Source organism: Marinobacter sp. (assembly GCF_033722195.1).
Classification (GTDB): domain Bacteria; phylum Pseudomonadota; class Gammaproteobacteria; order Pseudomonadales; family Oleiphilaceae; genus Marinobacter.
Window position 1 is genome coordinate 1 of record NZ_JAWVZL010000067.1, and the last position, 16,818, is coordinate 16,818.

General features: G+C 64.5%; 18 protein-coding genes. 10 read left to right on the forward strand and 8 right to left on the reverse strand.

Features of this window, described 5'->3' with window-relative positions; genetic code table 11:
- The 9 genes from ispD to R3280_RS11870 all read left to right on the forward strand — a co-directional run.
- The coding region (gene ispD, locus R3280_RS11830) for a 2-C-methyl-D-erythritol 4-phosphate cytidylyltransferase (RefSeq protein WP_318998812.1) at nucleotides 1-608 on the forward strand (608 nt) is incomplete at its 5' end.
- Between the two features lie 12 nt (nucleotides 609-620).
- Nucleotides 621-1,100, forward strand: a complete 480-nt coding sequence (ispF, locus tag R3280_RS11835; RefSeq protein ID WP_318998813.1) for a 2-C-methyl-D-erythritol 2,4-cyclodiphosphate synthase — start codon at nucleotides 621-623, stop codon at nucleotides 1,098-1,100.
- On the forward strand, nucleotides 1,097-2,131 hold the full coding sequence (gene truD / locus R3280_RS11840) for a tRNA pseudouridine(13) synthase TruD (protein WP_318998814.1): 1,035 nt from the start codon (nucleotides 1,097-1,099) through the stop codon (nucleotides 2,129-2,131). Before ispF ends, truD begins: the two co-directional genes overlap by 4 nt.
- Before the next feature lie 70 nt (nucleotides 2,132-2,201).
- Nucleotides 2,202-2,954, forward strand: coding sequence for a 5'/3'-nucleotidase SurE (gene surE / locus R3280_RS11845; RefSeq protein ID WP_318998815.1), 753 nt, complete (start codon nucleotides 2,202-2,204; stop codon nucleotides 2,952-2,954).
- Entirely contained in the window at nucleotides 2,951-3,607 is a 657-nt protein-coding gene (locus R3280_RS11850; protein ID WP_318998816.1) for a protein-L-isoaspartate(D-aspartate) O-methyltransferase, read from the forward strand. The genes surE and R3280_RS11850 overlap by 4 nt, the downstream gene beginning before the upstream one ends.
- Nucleotides 3,608-3,690: 83 nt before the next feature.
- A complete protein-coding gene (locus R3280_RS11855) occupies nucleotides 3,691-4,578 on the forward strand; it encodes a DUF368 domain-containing protein (protein ID WP_318998828.1) in 888 nt (295 codons plus the stop codon).
- A gap of 352 nt (nucleotides 4,579-4,930) precedes the next feature.
- Nucleotides 4,931-5,668 carry a peptidoglycan DD-metalloendopeptidase family protein gene (locus R3280_RS11860; RefSeq protein WP_318998829.1) on the forward strand — a complete coding sequence of 246 codons (738 nt, stop codon included), beginning with the start codon at nucleotides 4,931-4,933 and terminating at the stop codon, nucleotides 5,666-5,668.
- A gap of 170 nt (nucleotides 5,669-5,838) precedes the next feature.
- Complete coding sequence (gene rpoS, locus R3280_RS11865; protein WP_318998817.1) at nucleotides 5,839-6,840, forward strand: RNA polymerase sigma factor RpoS; 1,002 nt, start codon at nucleotides 5,839-5,841, stop codon at nucleotides 6,838-6,840.
- A 217-nt stretch (nucleotides 6,841-7,057) separates the two neighbouring features.
- Complete coding sequence (locus R3280_RS11870; RefSeq protein WP_318998818.1) at nucleotides 7,058-7,633, forward strand: chalcone isomerase family protein; 576 nt, start codon at nucleotides 7,058-7,060, stop codon at nucleotides 7,631-7,633.
- A 36-nt stretch (nucleotides 7,634-7,669) separates the two neighbouring features.
- On the opposite strand, the gene nth is transcribed toward R3280_RS11870, so the two are convergent.
- Genes nth through metG form a run of 8 tightly spaced genes read right to left on the reverse strand, consistent with a single transcriptional unit; the run spans nucleotide 7,670 to nucleotide 15,880 of the window.
- Nucleotides 7,670-8,314 (reverse strand): endonuclease III, encoded by a 645-nt coding sequence (nth, locus tag R3280_RS11875; protein WP_318998819.1) that lies wholly within the window; start codon nucleotides 8,312-8,314, stop codon nucleotides 7,670-7,672.
- Between the two features lie 2 nt (nucleotides 8,315-8,316).
- Nucleotides 8,317-9,033, reverse strand: coding sequence for an electron transport complex subunit E (locus R3280_RS11880; RefSeq protein ID WP_318998820.1), 717 nt, complete (start codon nucleotides 9,031-9,033; stop codon nucleotides 8,317-8,319).
- Nucleotides 9,034-9,038: 5 nt separating this feature from the next.
- The gene (rsxG, locus tag R3280_RS11885; RefSeq protein ID WP_318998821.1) at nucleotides 9,039-9,692 is read right to left on the reverse strand and encodes an electron transport complex subunit RsxG; all 654 of its coding nucleotides are present in this window, start codon (nucleotides 9,690-9,692) and stop codon (nucleotides 9,039-9,041) included.
- A gap of 3 nt (nucleotides 9,693-9,695) precedes the next feature.
- Nucleotides 9,696-10,748: an electron transport complex subunit RsxD gene (gene rsxD, locus R3280_RS11890; protein WP_318998822.1), complete on the reverse strand. Its 1,053-nt coding sequence runs from the start codon at nucleotides 10,746-10,748 to the stop codon at nucleotides 9,696-9,698.
- A gap of 21 nt (nucleotides 10,749-10,769) precedes the next feature.
- The gene (gene rsxC / locus R3280_RS11895) at nucleotides 10,770-12,617 is read right to left on the reverse strand and encodes an electron transport complex subunit RsxC (protein WP_318998823.1); all 1,848 of its coding nucleotides are present in this window, start codon (nucleotides 12,615-12,617) and stop codon (nucleotides 10,770-10,772) included.
- On the reverse strand, nucleotides 12,614-13,195 hold the full coding sequence (rsxB, locus tag R3280_RS11900; protein ID WP_318998824.1) for an electron transport complex subunit RsxB: 582 nt from the start codon (nucleotides 13,193-13,195) through the stop codon (nucleotides 12,614-12,616). The genes rsxC and rsxB overlap by 4 nt, the downstream gene beginning before the upstream one ends.
- A gap of 49 nt (nucleotides 13,196-13,244) precedes the next feature.
- Nucleotides 13,245-13,826, reverse strand: a complete 582-nt coding sequence (gene rsxA / locus R3280_RS11905) for an electron transport complex subunit RsxA (RefSeq protein WP_318998825.1) — start codon at nucleotides 13,824-13,826, stop codon at nucleotides 13,245-13,247.
- A gap of 14 nt (nucleotides 13,827-13,840) precedes the next feature.
- Nucleotides 13,841-15,880 carry a methionine--tRNA ligase gene (gene metG / locus R3280_RS11910; RefSeq protein ID WP_318998826.1) on the reverse strand — a complete coding sequence of 680 codons (2,040 nt, stop codon included), beginning with the start codon at nucleotides 15,878-15,880 and terminating at the stop codon, nucleotides 13,841-13,843.
- A gap of 162 nt (nucleotides 15,881-16,042) precedes the next feature.
- Here metG and R3280_RS11915 point away from each other — a divergent pair.
- Nucleotides 16,043-16,818 (forward strand): P-loop NTPase (locus R3280_RS11915; protein ID WP_318998827.1); only part of this gene is annotated, 776 nt, incomplete at its 3' end.

The window sequence follows — 16,818 nt, forward strand, 5'->3', positions numbered from 1 at the left end:
TGGATGTCACCCTGTCGCGGCTGCTGGCGGCCATGGACTTCGCCGGCTGCCAGGTGGCGCTGCATCCGGACGATCGCTGGTGGTCCCAAACCGACGCCGCCCGGGACACCCGCATCGATACCTGCGCCGGCGGCGCCGAACGCAGCGACTCGGTGCTGCTGGCCCTGGAGGCCCTGGCACACAGGGCCGGGCCGGAGGACTGGGTGCTGGTACATGACGTCGCCAGGCCCTGCCTGTCACAGCAGGACCTGCACAACCTGGTGCAGAGCCTGGCGGACCACCCGGTCGGCGGGCTGCTGGCCTGCCCGGTCAGTGACACACTCAAACAGGCCGATGCCGCCAATGCGGTGGCCGGCACTCTGGACCGCCGCCGGCTCTGGCGCGCGCTGACGCCACAGATGTTCCGCTACGGTGCGCTGCGGGCGGCGCTGGAGCAGGCCGGGGCCGACGGCATCCCGTTGACCGACGAAGCCTCGGCCATGGAGCATGCCGGCTTGAGTCCACAACTGGTGGAAGGGCGGCCGGACAATATCAAGGTCACGGTGCCGGCGGATCTGGGGCTGGCGGAATTCGTGCTGTCACAACTGACGGCGCTGAAACACACATAGGGGAGCGCGAGCATGCGTATTGGACAGGGCTTTGATGTGCACGCTTTTGGACCGGGTGATCACATCGTGATCGGCGGCGTGCGGATTCCCTTCCAGCAGGGGCTGAAGGCCCATTCCGATGGCGACGTGCTTATCCATGCCATCGCCGACGCCCTGCTTGGCGCCCTGGCGCTGGGGGATATCGGACACTTTTTCCCCGACACCGAAGCCGAGTGGGCGGGCGCCGACAGCCGGGTGCTGCTGCACCAGGTGATGTCACGGGTCCATCAGGCCGGCTACCGGGTCGTCAACGTGGACAGCACCATCATCGCCCAGGCTCCCAAAATGGCGCCGCACCTGGACGCCATGCTCAGGAACCTGGCGGCGGATCTGCAGGTGGACGTCACGGCGGTGGGCATCAAGGCCACCACCACCGAGCGCCTCGGGTTTACCGGCCGGGGCGAGGGTATTGCCTGCCAAGCGGTCTGCCTGCTGGCGCCGGAGTCGGCATGAGCGAGCCACGCTGGCGTCTGGCCTGGCCCGGTGGCCAGGGCGCGGCGGTGGCGACCGCAGACTTCAAGACGCGGCCGGAGGATTTCCTTGTGGATGAAATCCTGGCGGTTGCGGACCAGACCGCTCCGGTGGAGCAGGGCGCGGCCCTGCCAGGTCAGGGCGAGCACCTGTACCTTCGGCTGGAGAAAACCGGCGACAATTCCGATTACGTCTCCCGAGAACTGGCCGCGCTGTCAGGGTGCCAGCCCCATGAGGTGGGCCTGTGCGGGCTCAAGGACCGCCATGCCGTCACCCGCCAGTGGTTCAGCGTCCAGCGCCCGGGCCGGGAAGTCGGGGACGCCGATTTCATCGCGGCTGTGGCCGAGCGCTGGCCGGTGCTGGCGGCCGGCCGCTTTCTGCGCAAGCTGCGCCGGGGCGAACATCAGGGCAACCGCTTCGAGCTGCTGTTGCGCCAGGTCAGCGGCGACCGCCAGGCCATCGAGACCGGCCTGGAGCGACTTCGAGCCCAGGGCTGCCCCAATTATTACGGTCCCCAGCGTTTTGGCTGGCAGGGCAGCAACCTGGATCAGGCCTGTCGCCTCAGGCCCGGCCGCCGGCGCGGTCGCGATCGCCGCCAGGGCCTGTATTTCTCGGCGGCCCGTTCCTGGCTGTTCAACGAGGTGCTGGCTGAGCGGGTGCTGGCCGGCAACTGGCATCAGCGGCTGGAAGGTGAGCCGGTCAATGGCGAGGTGACTGGCCCGCTCTGGGGCGATGGTGGCACCCTGGCGACCGGCGCCCAGGGGGAGCTGGAGCGCCAGGTGGTGGCGGCTCATCCGGCCCTGGCGTCGGTGTTTTCCCAGACCCGCATGAAGCCGGAGCGGCGTGCCCTGGTGCTGCGGCCCAGGGGCCTGGAGTGGTATTGGCCCGGGCCGGACAGCCTGCGGCTGGAGTTTGAGCTGGCACCGGGGCAGTTCGCCACCAGCCTGCTGGCGGATGTTTTTCAGCTAAGGGACGCCTCGAAGCAGGTAGCGGACCTCGCAGAAAGCGAATAAACCGGGCATATTAGCCCAGATGACCGATACCGGCGCAGTGAAGACGCCGGACAGGCTAGCGGAGATAACTGTGCGAATTTTGTTGTCCAACGATGACGGGGTCTATGCGCCCGGTCTCAAGGCCCTGTACGACGGGCTCCAGGGTCTCGGTACCCTGGAAGTGGTGGCCCCGGACCGGGACCACAGCGGCGCCAGCAACGCCCTTACCCTGAACCGGCCACTGACGGTGGAAAGCCATCCCGGCGGTTTCCGTTCCGTGGACGGCACCCCCAGCGACTGTGTGCACCTGGCGGTGAACGGGCTTTATGACGAGCCCTTCGACCGGGTGGTGTCCGGCATCAACACACACGCCAACCTCGGCGACGACGTGATCTATTCCGGCACCGTGGCGGCGGCCACCGAAGGCCGCAACCTGGGTCTGCCCGCCATCGCGGTGTCCCTGGTCAACCGCGGCCATTTCCATTACGAAACCGCCGCCCGGGTGGTGCGCCTGCTGCTGGAGCGGGAAGCGCCGGCGGAGCTGGGCCCTCGCTGCATCCTCAACGTCAACGTGCCCGACGTTCCCTGGGAAGAGCTGGCGGGCATACGTGTGACCCGCCTGGGCCACCGGGATCGGGCCGAGGGTGCGGTGGCCATGACCTGCCCGCGAGGCAAGGAGCGCTACTGGATCGGTGCCGCCGGCGAGGGCAGTGACGCCGGCCCGGGTACGGATTTTCACGCTATCCGGGAAAATTACGTGTCCATCACACCGGTGCATGTGGACATGACCCGGCACGAGGCGCTACCGACCCTGCGCAGCTGGCTGGAAGAGGTGGGGCAATGACGCCGGAGCTCCAGGGTATCGGCATGACCTCCCGCCGCACCCGGACCCGGATGATCCAGCGGCTGCGGGAAGCGGGCATCGGCGACGACCAGGTGCTGGCCATCATGGCCGAGGTGCCGCGGCATATCTTTCTGGATGAGGCGCTGTCCCATCGTGCCTACGAGGATACCTCGCTGCCCATTGGCCACAGCCAGACCCTGTCACAGCCCTATATCGTGGCCAAGATGACGGAGGTGCTGATGCGCCACAAACCCAGATCGGTGCTGGAACTTGGCACCGGTTCCGGTTACCAGACCGCCATCCTGGCCAGGCTGGTGGCGGAGGTATACAGCGTCGAGCGCATCAAGGCGTTGCAGGACCGGGCCCGGGAGCGGCTGCGGACCCTGGGGCTTCGCAATGTCCGCCTGCGGCACGCCGATGGCGGTATCGGCTGGGCGGATCAGGGTCCCTTCGACGCCATCATGGTGACCGCCGCGCCCCGGGAGCTGCCCCGTGACCTGATGATGCAGCTGGGCCAGGGCGGCGTCCTGATCGCGCCGGTGGGTGAGCACGAGCAGGTGCTGGTGCAGGCGGTGCGCCGGGGCGACGACTTCGATATCAAGGAAATCGAACCGGTCCGGTTCGTACCCCTGCTGGCGGGGGTGGTGCGATGAGCACCGAGCCGACAGCGGAGGCTGTCAGCGTTCGGCCCTCCGGCGTCCTTGCCCACCTGGCCATCCTTCTGCGGGGTATCGCCATGGGCGCGGCCGACATAGTGCCCGGCGTCTCCGGCGGTACCATTGCGTTCATCACCGGCATCTACTTTCGCCTGCTGGACGCCATCAACCAGGTCCCGGTGGCGTTCTGGCGGCATCTGTGCCGGGGTCGGCCGGTGGCCTTCTGGCAGGCCTGCGACGGTACTTTCCTGGCGACCCTGCTGGCCGGCATCCTGTTCAGCGTGGTCAGTCTGGCCTCCCTCATCACTTATGCCCTGGAAACCCACCCGGTGCCGTTATGGAGTTTTTTCTTCGGGCTGATCCTGGCCTCGGTCTGGCACGTGGCGAGGGAAATCCGTGACCGCCGGGCCTGGCTGCTGCTGGCGGGGGCTGTCGGTTTCGTCTTCGCCTGGTGGGTGACCTCGCTGACCACGGTGGAAACCACGCCGACCGCCTGGGTGCTGTTCGGCTCCGGAGCGGTGGCCATCTGCGCCATGATCCTGCCGGGTATCTCCGGCAGCTTCATACTGGTGGTACTGGGCATGTACGCCCCGGTGCTGGAGGCATTGCGGGAACTGGCCCTGATGAAGCTGGCCATTTTCAGCGCCGGCTGTGTGGTGGGGCTGCTGTCCATTGCCCGCCTGCTGACCTGGGCGGTGCAGCGCCACCACGACCTGGTGCTGGCGGTCCTTACCGGCGTGATGATCGGCTCCCTGAACAAGGTCTGGCCCTGGAAGCAGACCCTGAGTTGGCGCACCAACAGCGCGGGTGAGCAGGTGCCGGTGGAGCAGGTGAACGTCATGCCACAGCAGTTCGCCGAGGTTACCGGTGCCAGCTCCGAGCTGGGGCTGGCCATAGCCGCGGCGCTGGCGGGATTGTTGCTGGTGGTCAGTGTGGAGTGGCTGGCGGCCCGGTTGAACCGCCGCTGACACCCCGGACGCGATGCCCGGCGGTGGGATGCTGCATGGCAAATGTTACTTTTCGGTCATGTCGGCTGTTTCGGGAGGTAACACTTGTGGGGCGCCGGTAACTTGGTTTTGCTCATAAAATGTGCAATAAATTAGCGAGTTATAGTGTTTACTTTATAACCCATGCTATTTTTAATATGAATTAGATATAAAAAGGGCAAAGTTTATTCCCGTGCATCTCCCGCGTTTCGTTTCAGATAGTGGCTGTCGGCGGGCTCTGGAGCGAGAGCCAGGGTCGGGCGGCGGTCTTTATCGTTTTGCCGGTGCGGGGCGAGGACTGCGGGGGCTGTTGGTGGCGCTGGCGCTGCTGGCGATGGCCGGCTGCAACACGCCGGCCATCTACCAGGATGATGCCTACAACCCGCCGGTGTACTGGGGCCGGCACGTGGTCAAGCCGGGTGAAACCCTGTACAGCATTGCCTGGCGCTACGGCCGGGACTACCGCGAGCTGGGCAACGCCAACGGTATCGCACCTCCCTATCACATCAAGGCCGGCCAGGTGTTGCGGCTGGACCTTCGCGGAACTGCAACATCCAGCCGTCAGACTGCCAGCAAGCCGGCAACCACAAGGCCCGCCCCCACGGTGTCGGCGCCCACGCCGCGAAGCGAACCGGCGCCCAGGGTCCAGAAGGCGCCCGATCGCAAGACAGCGCTGCCGAATCAGAGCCAGACGGTGGCCAGCATTTCCTGGCGCTGGCCACACGTTGGCACCGTACTTGCAGGTTTTTCCACATCCGGCAAAGTCAACAAGGGCATTGATATCGCCGGAAATGCCGGCGATCCGGTGCGCGCCTCAGCGGCGGGAAACGTGGTGTATGCCGGCAATGGGTTGTTAGGTTACGGTAATCTGATTATTGTGAACCATAACGAGCATTATCTCAGCGCCTATGCCCACAACCGGAAGATTCTGGTCAAGGAAGGAGAGGAGGTGCAGGCCGGGCAGACCATTGCGGAACTGGGAAGCAGCGGAGCGGATCGGAACAAGTTGCACTTTGAAATCCGGAAGAACGGCAACCCGGTCGACCCCATACCTTACCTGCCACCGCGCTGATCCGGCACTTGACAGACCATAGCGAGCACGAACTGACAGCCGCAGGGACGGCTGATCCGAAACGAAATGTCCTGATAACGAAGAATTCGAATAACGAGTCAGCAGGCGCCCATGACAACAACAATTCGATGGGCGAAAAATACAGGGTCATTGAAAGGCGGGGCTAGCATATGTCAGCAGAGCATGAAGATCTCATCGTTGATCGCGTTTCCGACGTAGAAGATTCCGACGACGACACCGTGATGGTTGGTGTCGACGAGTCGGACACCAGCAGTGAAGACACTTCCGACAAGGACGAATTTCCCAGCCGCGGCTCGGGCCGCTACTTTGGCAACCAGAAGCAACTGGACGCCACCCAGCTTTACCTCAACGAAATCGGTTTCTCGCCGCTGCTCACACCCGAAGAAGAGGTTTACTTTGCGCGCCTGGCCCGCAAGGGCGAGGAGTCCGGCCGCAAGCGCATGATCGAGAGCAACCTGCGGCTGGTGGTCAAGATCGCCCGGCGTTACGTCAATCGGGGCCTGACCCTGCTGGACCTGATCGAGGAGGGCAACTTGGGCCTGATCCGCGCGGTGGAGAAGTTCGACCCGGAGCGGGGTTTCCGGTTCTCCACCTACGCCACCTGGTGGATACGGCAGACCATCGAGCGGGCCATCATGAACCAGACCCGTACCATCCGCCTGCCAATCCACGTGGTGAAGGAGCTCAACCTGTACCTGCGTGCCGCCCGTGAGCTCACCCAGAAGCTTGACCACGAGCCCTCGGCGGAAGAGATTGCCCAGATGGTGGACAAGCCGGTGGCGGATGTGAAACGCATGCTGGGGCTCAACGAGCGTGTGGCTTCGGTGGACACGCCCATTGGCAGCAACGGTGAGAAGTCGCTGCTGGATACGGTGGCCGACGAAGCCGCTTCCGACCCGGCTGACCTGCTGCAGGACAACAACATGCGCGGCTGTATCGCAAGCTGGCTGGACCAGCTCAGCGACAAGCAGCAGGAAGTCCTGTCCCGCCGCTTCGGTCTCCGGGGCTACCAGACCAGTACCCTGGAGGAAGTGGGCCAGGAAATCGGCCTGACCCGTGAGAGGGTGCGCCAGATCCAGGTGGAAGCCCTGCGCCGTCTGCGGGAAATTCTGGAGAAAGAGGGCCTGTCAGGCACCATGCTGTTCAAGTAAGCCGCCCAGCGGGCGGACCAGAAAAACCGGCGGGTTATCCCCGCCGGTTTTTTTTTGCGCGGTCGGGCGCTGTTTCCGGGCCTGCCGGGCCCGGTAAATGAGAACCAGGCAATATTGGCGTCACCAGCCCGCTGTTAGAATCGTCCGGGTCGGCGGGGTCACATGATGTCGAACGCCGGCGGTTGGACCAATAATAATGACTGAAAAGGAATGGACGATGAACAAGGCCCTATCAACAGTATTTGCTTCCCTGCTGCTCAGCGCAGCCCTGCTGGCCCCGGCCAGTGCCGTCACCATCGAGGGCGTGGATCTGCCCGACACCATGAGTGCCAACAGCGCCGAGCTCAAGCTCAACGGTGCCGGCGTGCGCTCCAAGTGGTTCATGGATCTCTACGTGGGCGGCCTCTACGTGCCCCAGACAACCTCTGACGCCCAGAGCATCATCGGCGCCGACGAGCCGCAGGCCATTACCCTGCACATCATTTCCGGCATGATCACCAGCGACAAGATGACCTCGGCGACCCTGGAGGGCTTCGAGAGTGCCACCGGTGGCAACACCGCCCCGATCCAGCCCCAGATCGACGCCTTCATGGAAGTCTTCAAGGAGGAGATCAAGGAAGGCGACGTGTTCGAGCTGGTGTATCTGCCGGACACCGGGGTCAAAGTGCTGAAGAACGGCGAGCAGCGCGGTGTTATCGAAGGCATGGCGTTCAAGAGGGCCCTGTTCGGGATCTGGCTGTCGGACCAGCCGGCCCAGGAGGACCTGAAACAGGCCATGCTCGGTAAGCGCTGATCCCACCCGAGCGGGCCCGTCGGGCCCGCTTTGGACCTACTGGTCCTGATAGTCGCGTTTGTAGCGGAACTCGCAGAGATCCTCAATGATGCAGGAGCCGCAGCGGGGCTTGCGGGCGACACAGGTATAGCGCCCGTGCAGGATCAGCCAGTGATGGGCGTCCTGCAGGAATTCCTTCGGCACCAGGCGCATCAGGCGCTTTTCCACTTCCACCACATTCTTGCCCGGCGCAATACCGGTACGGTTGGAGACCCGGAAGATGTGGGTGTCCACCGCCATGGCGGGCTGGCCGAAGGCCGTGTTCAGCACCACATTGGCGGTTTTGCGGCCTACCCCCGGCAGTGCTTCCAGTTCTTCCCGCGTTTGCGGAACCTCACCGTCGTGCCGGTCCAGTAGCTGGCGGCAGGTCTTGATGATGTTCTCCGCCTTGCTGTTGTAAAGACCGATGGTCTTGATGTACTCCTTGAGGCCGTCCACACCCAGGTCGTAGATCTGCTGCGGGGTGTTGGCCACCGGGAACAGGCGGGCGGTGGCCTTGTTGACCCCCACATCCGTGGCCTGGGCCGACAGGATCACCGCGATCAGCAGTTCGAACGGCGAGCTGTACTCCAGCTCCGTGGTGGGGTTCGGGTTGGCATCCCGCAGGCGCTGGAAGATTTCGATGCGTTTCTGCTTGTTCATGGTCAGGACACCTGGCCGGTTACCCGCACGCGCTTGCTGCCGGACGCCACGGGTTCAGCAATGGTGGCCCGGCGGCGCTCGGCCATGCGGTTGTCGATGCTGTTCTTGAGGGCAATAAGCAGCCCCAGGCCCACGAACGCACCAGGCGGCAGCACCATGAAGAGCACGTCCGGGTAGTTTTCCAGCGGTCCTATCTTCCAGTCCGCGGCGGTGGCCCCCAGCAACAGGTCCATGTCGGCGAACAGGGTGCCCTGGCCCACGATTTCCCGGAAGCCACCCAGAATCACCAGCACCACCAGGAAGCCGAGGCCCATCATCAGGCCGTCCAGTGCCGCCGGTAGGGGATGGTTCTTGGAGGCGAAGGCATCGGCCCGGCCCAGGATTGCGCAGTTGGTGACGATGAGGGGGATGAATATGCCCAGGATCTGGTAGAGCTCATAGGTGAAGGCCTGCATCAGCAGTTCGGCGCAGGTCACCAGGGAGGCGATGATCATGACGAAGGCCGGCAGTCTCACCGAGTCGCTGACCAGGTTGCGAATGATAGACACCGCCAGGTTGGAACCCATCAGCACCATCAGCGTGGCCAGCCCCAGGCCAATGGCATTGACCACCGTACTGGTGACCGCCAGCAGGGGGCAGAGTCCCAGCACCTGGACCAGGGCCGGGTTGTTGGTCCAGAGACCGTCACGAATGATCTCGGCGTTGGTTTTGGTTGCCATTGCCTTCAGTCCCCTTGCCGTGGCGCAGTATCCGGCGTATTGCCGGCCAGCAGCGCCTGCCTGTTATCCTCGAAGTAGCGCAGTGCATCCCGGACCGCACCCACCACCGCCCGTGGGGTAATGGTGGCGCCGGTGAACTGGTCGAAAGCACCGCCGTCCTTTTTCACCGCCCAGTTGTCCGGCTCCGGATCGCCCAGGGATTTGCCCTCGAAGGTGGTAATCCAGTCGGATTTCTTCAGTTCGATCTTGTCACCCAGGCCCGGGGTTTCCCGATGACTGGTGACCCTCACCCCGAGTACCTCGCCATCGGGAGCCACCCCCACCAGCAGGCGGATGTCACCGGAGTAGCCATTGTGGGCCACTACCGGCAGGATGACACCCACCGGCTCGTCATCCTGTTTCGCCAGCCAGGCCTGGGCCGGTTCCCGGATGCCCAGCAGCGGGTCCGGCGACAGGGTCAGGGTGCTGGAGAGCAGGTCGTTGTCGTGCATGGCCTCGGGAATGATCTCGAACAGGGCGGCAGCCTCGGCCTTGCGTACCTGCTGCTCGATGCGCTCCTCGGTCACCACCTGGGTAACGGCAATGGTGCCGGCGGTGAACACGGCAAACAGCCCGAGCCCCAGGGCGCTGCGAAGGATGGAATGGGTGATGGCAGCCATGGCTTATCCCGTGCTCTTGCTGGCAATGCCGCGCCGCGGCTTCTTGTGGCCGTAGGTGCGGGGCGGCGTGTAGTGATCAATGAAGGGCACCGAGAAATTCATCAGCAGCACTGCAAAGGCCACCGCATCCGGATAGCTGCCCCAGGTCCGGATGATATAGAGCAGCACGCCAATGCCGGCGCCGTAGATCAGCTTGCCCTGGTGGCTGGTGGCGGCCGACACCGGGTCGGTGGCGATGAAAAAGGCCCCCAGCATGGTGGCACCGGCCAACAGGTGCAGGGACAGCGGCGTGTAGACGTCCTCATTGGTGCCAAAGGCCAGGCTCATGAAGGTCAGCCCTGCCAGGAAACTGACCGGAATGTGCCAGCTGATGATGCGCAGCCAGAGCAGCAGCAGGCCGCCGGCCAGGAACGCCAGGTTGACCCACTCCCAGCCCCGGGCGACGAAATCGCCAAAGCTGGGGTGCTTCAGTACCTCGGTGGCCAATTGGGCGGAGATCTCATGCTTGTAGACATCCAGCGGTGTGGCCATGGTGAAGGCGTCGACAGCGGTCTGCTGACCCGAAAAAATCACCGCCAGTGTGTCCAGCAACCCGGGAGCCCCGTTGAACAGCCCCGCCGGGGCGGCCCAATTGGTGGTCATGGCGACCGGAAAGGAAATCAGCACCAGGGCGTAGCCCACCATGGCCGGATTGAACGGGTTCGAGCCCAGGCCGCCGTAGAGCTGCTTGGCCATGATGATGGCGCTGATCACGGCGATGGCGGAGACCCACCAGGGCGCCAGCGGCGGCAGAGCCAGGCCCAGCAGCAGGCCGGTGACCGCGGCGGTGTTATCCCGCAGGAAAAACAGCACCGGCTTGCGCCGCAGGTGCAGCAAGGCAGCTTCGGCCGCCAGGGCCACCGCCACGCACCATAGGGTGTTGACCAGATTGCCCCAGCCGAAGAAAAGCGTCTGTGCCAGCAGGCCGGGTAGGGCTGCCAGTATGACCCAGAGCATGACCCGGGAGGTGGGCCGGGCCTGGCGGGTGTGGGGTGAGGATTGCTGGATCAACGCCATAGGGATCTGGAGCCTGTTGGTCTAGTCGTTCTGGGGGGTCGCGTGAGGTGCACCGTCAGATTCGGCCCGGGCGGCATCCAGGGCTTCCCGGGCCCGCTTGACCCGGTCCTGGTTCTTCGCCACCGCCCGCTCCAGTTTGTCGACGTTGTCCGCCGAGGCGGCCCTGGCCTCCGCCAGCATGGTTTCCATGGTGGCCAGCTTGTCCCGGGCCTGGTCCAGCTGCTTTTCCAGGCTCGCCAGGTCCGGCCCCGCGGTTTCCCTTGGTGCCGGTGCCGGTTTGTCCGCGTCACTCTTGCTGTCCTGGGGCTGGACACTGGTGGCCTTGGGCGGCTTCTGACCCTTGCGGGCCAGAGCGGCCTGGACAGCGGCGGCCTTGGCGTCGCGCTCGCTGCCGCCGGACTCTTCACCGGCCTCGGCCTTGCTGGCCTGGGCTTCGGCGGCGGCACGGGCGCGTTGCTTGCGCTTGGCTTCCTTCTCCGCCTGCTCCCGCTCAAGGCGGGCCTGTCTGGCTTCGAAGCGCTGGCGGGCCTGATCCGACTTGATCTGTTCCACACGCTGGGTGCGGATCTCGCCCTTGGCGAAGCGGTAGTACTGCACCAGCGGAATGCTGCTGGGACACACGTAGGAGCAGACCCCACATTCGATGCAGTCGAACAGGTTCAGGTGCTCGGCCTTGTCGAATTCCTCCGCCTTGGCGTGCCAGAACAGCTGCTGTGGCAGCAGCTCCATGGGGCAGGCGTCGGAACAGGCGCCGCAGCGAATGCAGGGCTGCTCCGGTGGCGGCTGGGGGAGTTCGCCACGGGCGGCGGCGATCACGCAGTTGGTGGTCTTGACCACCGGCACCTGGTCGGTCTGCAGGGTATAGCCCATCATCGGGCCGCCCAGCACCAGGCGCTCGAGCCGGTCGTCATCCAGGCCGGCCTGGGCCAGCAGGTCGCTGACGGGGGTGCCCAGCAGGACCTCGTAGTTGGCGGGCTCGGCCACCGCCTCGCCGGTGATGGTGGTGACCCGGGAAATCAGCGGCTCACCCTGGTGGATGGCGCGACTGACCGCGACGGCGGTGCCGACGTTCTGGCACATCACGCCGATATCCGCCGGGATGCCACCGTGGGGCACCTCCAGACCGGTGAGGATCTGGATCAGCTGTTTTTCGCCCCCTGACGGGTACTTGGTGGGAATCACCACCACCTCGATGCGGGTGTCGCCCACCGCCTCCCGGAGGGCGGCAATAGCCTCCGGTTTGTTGTCCTCGATGCCGATGAGGCAGCGCTCCGGCTCCAGGACCCAGGCCATGATCTCCATACCGCTGATCACCTCGGCGGCCCGATAGCGCATCAGGGTGTCGTCGGCGGTGATATAGGGCTCACACTCGGCGCCGTTAAGGATCAGGGTGTCCACCTTGTCGCGGCTGGGGGGCTTGAGCTTGACGCTGGTGGGAAAGCCGGCGCCGCCGAGGCCGACAATACCGCAGTCCCGGATATGGGCCAGCACATCCTGGCGGTCCCGCTGGTGGTAGTCGGGCATGGGTTTGCGTTCGCCCCAGTGATCCTCGCCATCCGGAATCAGGGAAATGCACCAGTCCAGCAGGCCGGAGGGGTGCGGCACCGGCTCCTTGGTGATGGCTTCGATGCGGCCTGAGGTGGGGGCATGCACCGGTACCCCGAGCGTGCCGAGCGCCTCCGCCAGGCAGTCGCCCTTGTTGACCTGATCCCCCGGCTGGACCCGGGTCTGGGCCGGTGAGCCGATATGCTGCTGCAGCGGCAGCACCAGCCGCTCCGGCAGGCTGGAAGTCAGCAGGCCGCGGGCAGTGGACTGGTGCTTGTTCTCGGCCGGATGGATGCCGCCGGGGAAATCCCAGATCTGGGTCATGTGGCCTCCACCGGCTGCCGGTCGGTGGCAATGATGGCGGCCTTGGGCGGGCTCCAGGTCCAGCTGCGGATGTCCGGTTCGATGGTCACCATGTCGATGCAGTCCACCGGGCAGGGCTCCACGCACAGATCACAACCGGTACACTCGCTCTCGATCACCGTGTGCATGTGCTTGGCGGCGCCCAGGATGGCATCCACCGGGCAGGCCTGGATGCACTTGGTGCAGCCGATGCATTCGTCCTCCCGGATCACCGCCACCCGGGTTTCCTGTTCCACACCGTGCTCGGCGTCCAACGGCTGGGGTTCCACATCCAGCAGGTCCGCCAGTGCCTTGATGGTGCCCTCGCCACCGGGCGGGCATTTGTTGATGGCGTCGCCGTTGGCGATGGACTCGGCATAGGGACGGCAGCCCGGGAAGCCGCACTGGCCACACTGGGTCTGGGGCAGCAGGGCGTCGATCTGCTCCACCAGCGGGTTGCCCTCCACCCGGAAGCGCTCAGCGGCGTAACCCAGGATGGCGCCGAAAATCGCCGCCAGTGCCAGCAGCACGGCGATGGCGATCAGGATGCTCGTCCACATCAGTGAGAAACCTCGAAGTTCTTAGTCACAGCCCTTGCCCCGCTGAATCTCAGACGCTGACCAGGCCGGTGAAGCCCAGGAAGGCCAGCGACATCAGCCCGGCGGTGACCATGCCGATGGCTGCGCCCCGGAAGGGCACCGGCACATCGGACACGGCGATGCGCTCGCGCATGGCGGCAAAGAGCACCAGCACCAGCGAGAAACCGGCCGCCGCGCCCAGGCCATAGAGCACCGACTCGACGAAATTGTTGTTCTTGTTGAGGTTGAGCAGGGCCACCCCCAGCACGGCGCAGTTGGTGGTGATCAGCGGCAGGAAGATCCCCAGCACCCGGTACAGCAGTGGGCTGGTCTTGCGCACCACCATTTCGGTGAACTGTACCACCACCGCGATCACCAGGATGAAGGTGATGGTTTTCAGGAACGCCAGGTCCAGAGGTTCCAGCAGGTAGGTGTAGGCAAGATAGCTGCACACCGAGGCCAGGGTGAGTACGAAGGTGGTGGCCAGGGACATGCCCATGGCGGTCTCCAGCTTGCCGGACACCCCCATGAACGGGCACAGCCCAAGAAACTGCACCAGCACGAAATTGTTCACCAGGATGGTGCTGACCAGGATCAGCAGGTATTCGCCCATGGCCTCGCTCCGCCCTACATGATCCGCATGCCGGGGGTAGCCCCGGAGTCCGGCGACAGGATGAAGATGTCCTTGCCGCCGGGGCCTGCCGCCAGCACCATGCCCTCGGACAGGCCGAACTTCATCTTGCGGGGCTTGAGGTTGGCCACCATCACGGTGAGCCGGCCCTGCAGCTGCTCCGGCGTGTAGGCGGACTTGATGCCGGCGAACACATTGCGCTCGCCCTCGCCGATGTTCAGGGTCAGGCGCAGCAGCTTGTCGGCCCCTTCCACGTGCTCGGCGCGGACAATCTCGGCCACCCGCAGGTCCACCTTGGCAAAATCACCAAACTCGATCTCGTCGGCGATTGGATCCACCGGGGCCGCCGGCGCTGCCGGCTTGTCACCCACGGCGGCGGACAGTTCTTCCCTGGAGGCCTCCAGCATGGTTTCGATCTGCTTCATGTCGACCCGGCTCATCAGCGGCGTGAACTTGTTGATGCTGTGGTTTTCCAGGCGCCGGGCGCGGTTGTTCCAGTCCAGGCCGGCGTTGAGGAATTCCGCCGACGCCGCGGCTGTCTTTGGCAGCACCGGCGCCAGGTAGGTGATCAGCAGGTGGAACATGTTGAGGGCGTTGGTGCAGATGGCCTGCAGCTTGTCGTCCTGGCCCTCCTGCTTGGCCACCACCCAGGGCTGCTCGTCGTTGACGTACTGGTTGGCGATGTCCGCCAGTTCCATGATGCGGCGCATGGCCCGGCCGAACTCGCGGGTCTCGTAGTATTGTGCAAGCTCATCACCGGCGGCGATGAAGGCACCGAGTTTCTCGGTCTCGGTCACCTGTCCCAGCTGGCCGTCGAATTTCTTGGTGATGAAGCCGGCGCAACGGCTGGCAATGTTGACCACCTTGCCCACCAGGTCGGCGTTGACCCGGGCCGCGAAGTCCTCGAGGTTCAGGTCCATGTCGTCGACGCTGCCGGTCAGCTTGGCGGCAAAGTAGTAGCGCAGGTACTCCGGGTCGAGATGGTCCAGGTAGGTGCGGGCCATGATGAAGGTGCCCCGGGATTTGGACATCTTCTTGCCGTTGACGGTGACAAAGCCGTGGGCGAAGACCGCGGTCGGCGTGCGGAAGCCGGCGCTGTGGAGCATGGACGGCCAGAACAGGGCGTGGAAATTGATGATGTCCTTGCCGATGAAGTGGTAGACCTCGGCGCTGGAGTCGGCGTTCCAGAAATGATTGAAGTCGATGCCCTCACGGTCGCAGAGGTTCTTGAAGCTGGCCAGGTAGCCGATGGGGGCATCCAGCCAGACATAGAAGTACTTGCCCGGGGCGTCCGGAATCTCGAAGCCGAAGTAGGGCGCGTCCCGGCTGATGTCCCACTCCTGCAGGCCCGCTTCCAGCCATTCGGAGAGCTTGTTGGCCACCTGGGGCTGGAGGGTGCCGCTGCGGGTCCAGTGCTTGAGGAAATCGGCGAACTCCGGCAGCCGGAAGAAATAGTGCTCGGACTCCTTCTCCACCGGCGTGGCGCCGGACACCGCCGAGCGCGGATTGATCAGTTCCGCCGGGGTGTAGGTGGCGCCACAGACTTCGCAGTTGTCGCCGTACTGGTCCTCGGACTTGCACTTGGGGCAGGTACCCTTGATGAAACGGTCCGCCAGGAACATGTTCTTTTCCGGGTCAAAGGCCTGGGTGATCTTGCGGGTCGCAATGTGGCCGTTTTCCTGGAGCTGGCGGTAGATGTACTCGGAGAAGGTGCGGTTCTCCTCGGAGTGGGTGGAATAGTAGTTGTCGAAGCGGATGTGGAAGCCGCTGAAATCCTGCTGATGCTCCTGGTTGATGCGGGCGATCAGCTCCTCGGAGGTGATGCCCTCCCGCTCGGCCCGCAGCATGATGGCGGTGCCATGGGCATCGTCGGCGCAAACGTAGTGGCAGTTGTGGCCCCGCAGCTTCTGGTAGCGCACCCAGATATCGGTCTGGATATACTCCAGCAGGTGACCCAGGTGAATGGGCCCGTTGGCGTAGGGCAGGGCGCTGGTCACCAGGATATCGCGCTGTTTTGTGGCACTCGCTTGCGTCATGTTGATGTCCGAACCTTGATCAGTATTGGTTATGGCCAGAAACGGGCACAGATGATACCTTCCGGCCAACTTTTTTTCATCCGAAGGCCTGGCTTTTTGCCTTTGCGGCCGTACCTTAAACTGGTTGCATTCCAATGGTCCGGATACCCGATGGAGAATTCCATGACCCAGATATCCCAGCAGGCGGTTGAGTCCGCGATCCGCCAGTACCGCGATCCTTACCTTGAACAGGACCTGTTCGAGCTGGATGCAGTGAAATCGCTGCAGGTGGAGGACGGCCGGGTTCACCTGGAGGTGGTCCTGGGTTACGCCTCCACCGGCATCGCCGGCGCCCTGAAGGAACTGGTGGGCAATGCCCTGGAGAACGTGCCGGGGGTGGAAGGGGTCAGCATCGAGGTGCGCCAGCAGATCCAGGCCCATCGTGCCCAGAAGGACCTGCAGTCCATCGCCGGCGTCAGGAACATCATTGCGGTCGCCTCCGGCAAGGGCGGCGTGGGCAAGTCCACCACCGCTGTCAACCTGGCCCTGGCACTGCATGCGGAAGGCGCCCGGGTGGGCATTCTGGATGCCGACATCTACGGTCCCAGTGTGGGCATGATGCTGGGCATCCCGGAAGGCCGGCGGCCGGACACCAAGGACGCCAAGTGGTTCATTCCGGTGCCGGCCCACGGCCTGCAGGCCATGTCCATGGCCTTCCTGGTGACCGACAAGACCCCGATGGTCTGGCGTGGCCCCATGGTCAGCGGTGCCGTCCAGCAATTGCTGACCCAGACCCTTTGGGACGACCTGGACTACCTGGTGGTGGACATGCCCCCGGGTACCGGCGACATCCAGCTCACCCTGGCCCAGAAAGTGCCGGTCACCGGCGCGGTGGTGGTGACCACACCGCAGGACATTGCCCTGCTGGACGGCAAGAAGGGCATCGAGATGTTCCGCAA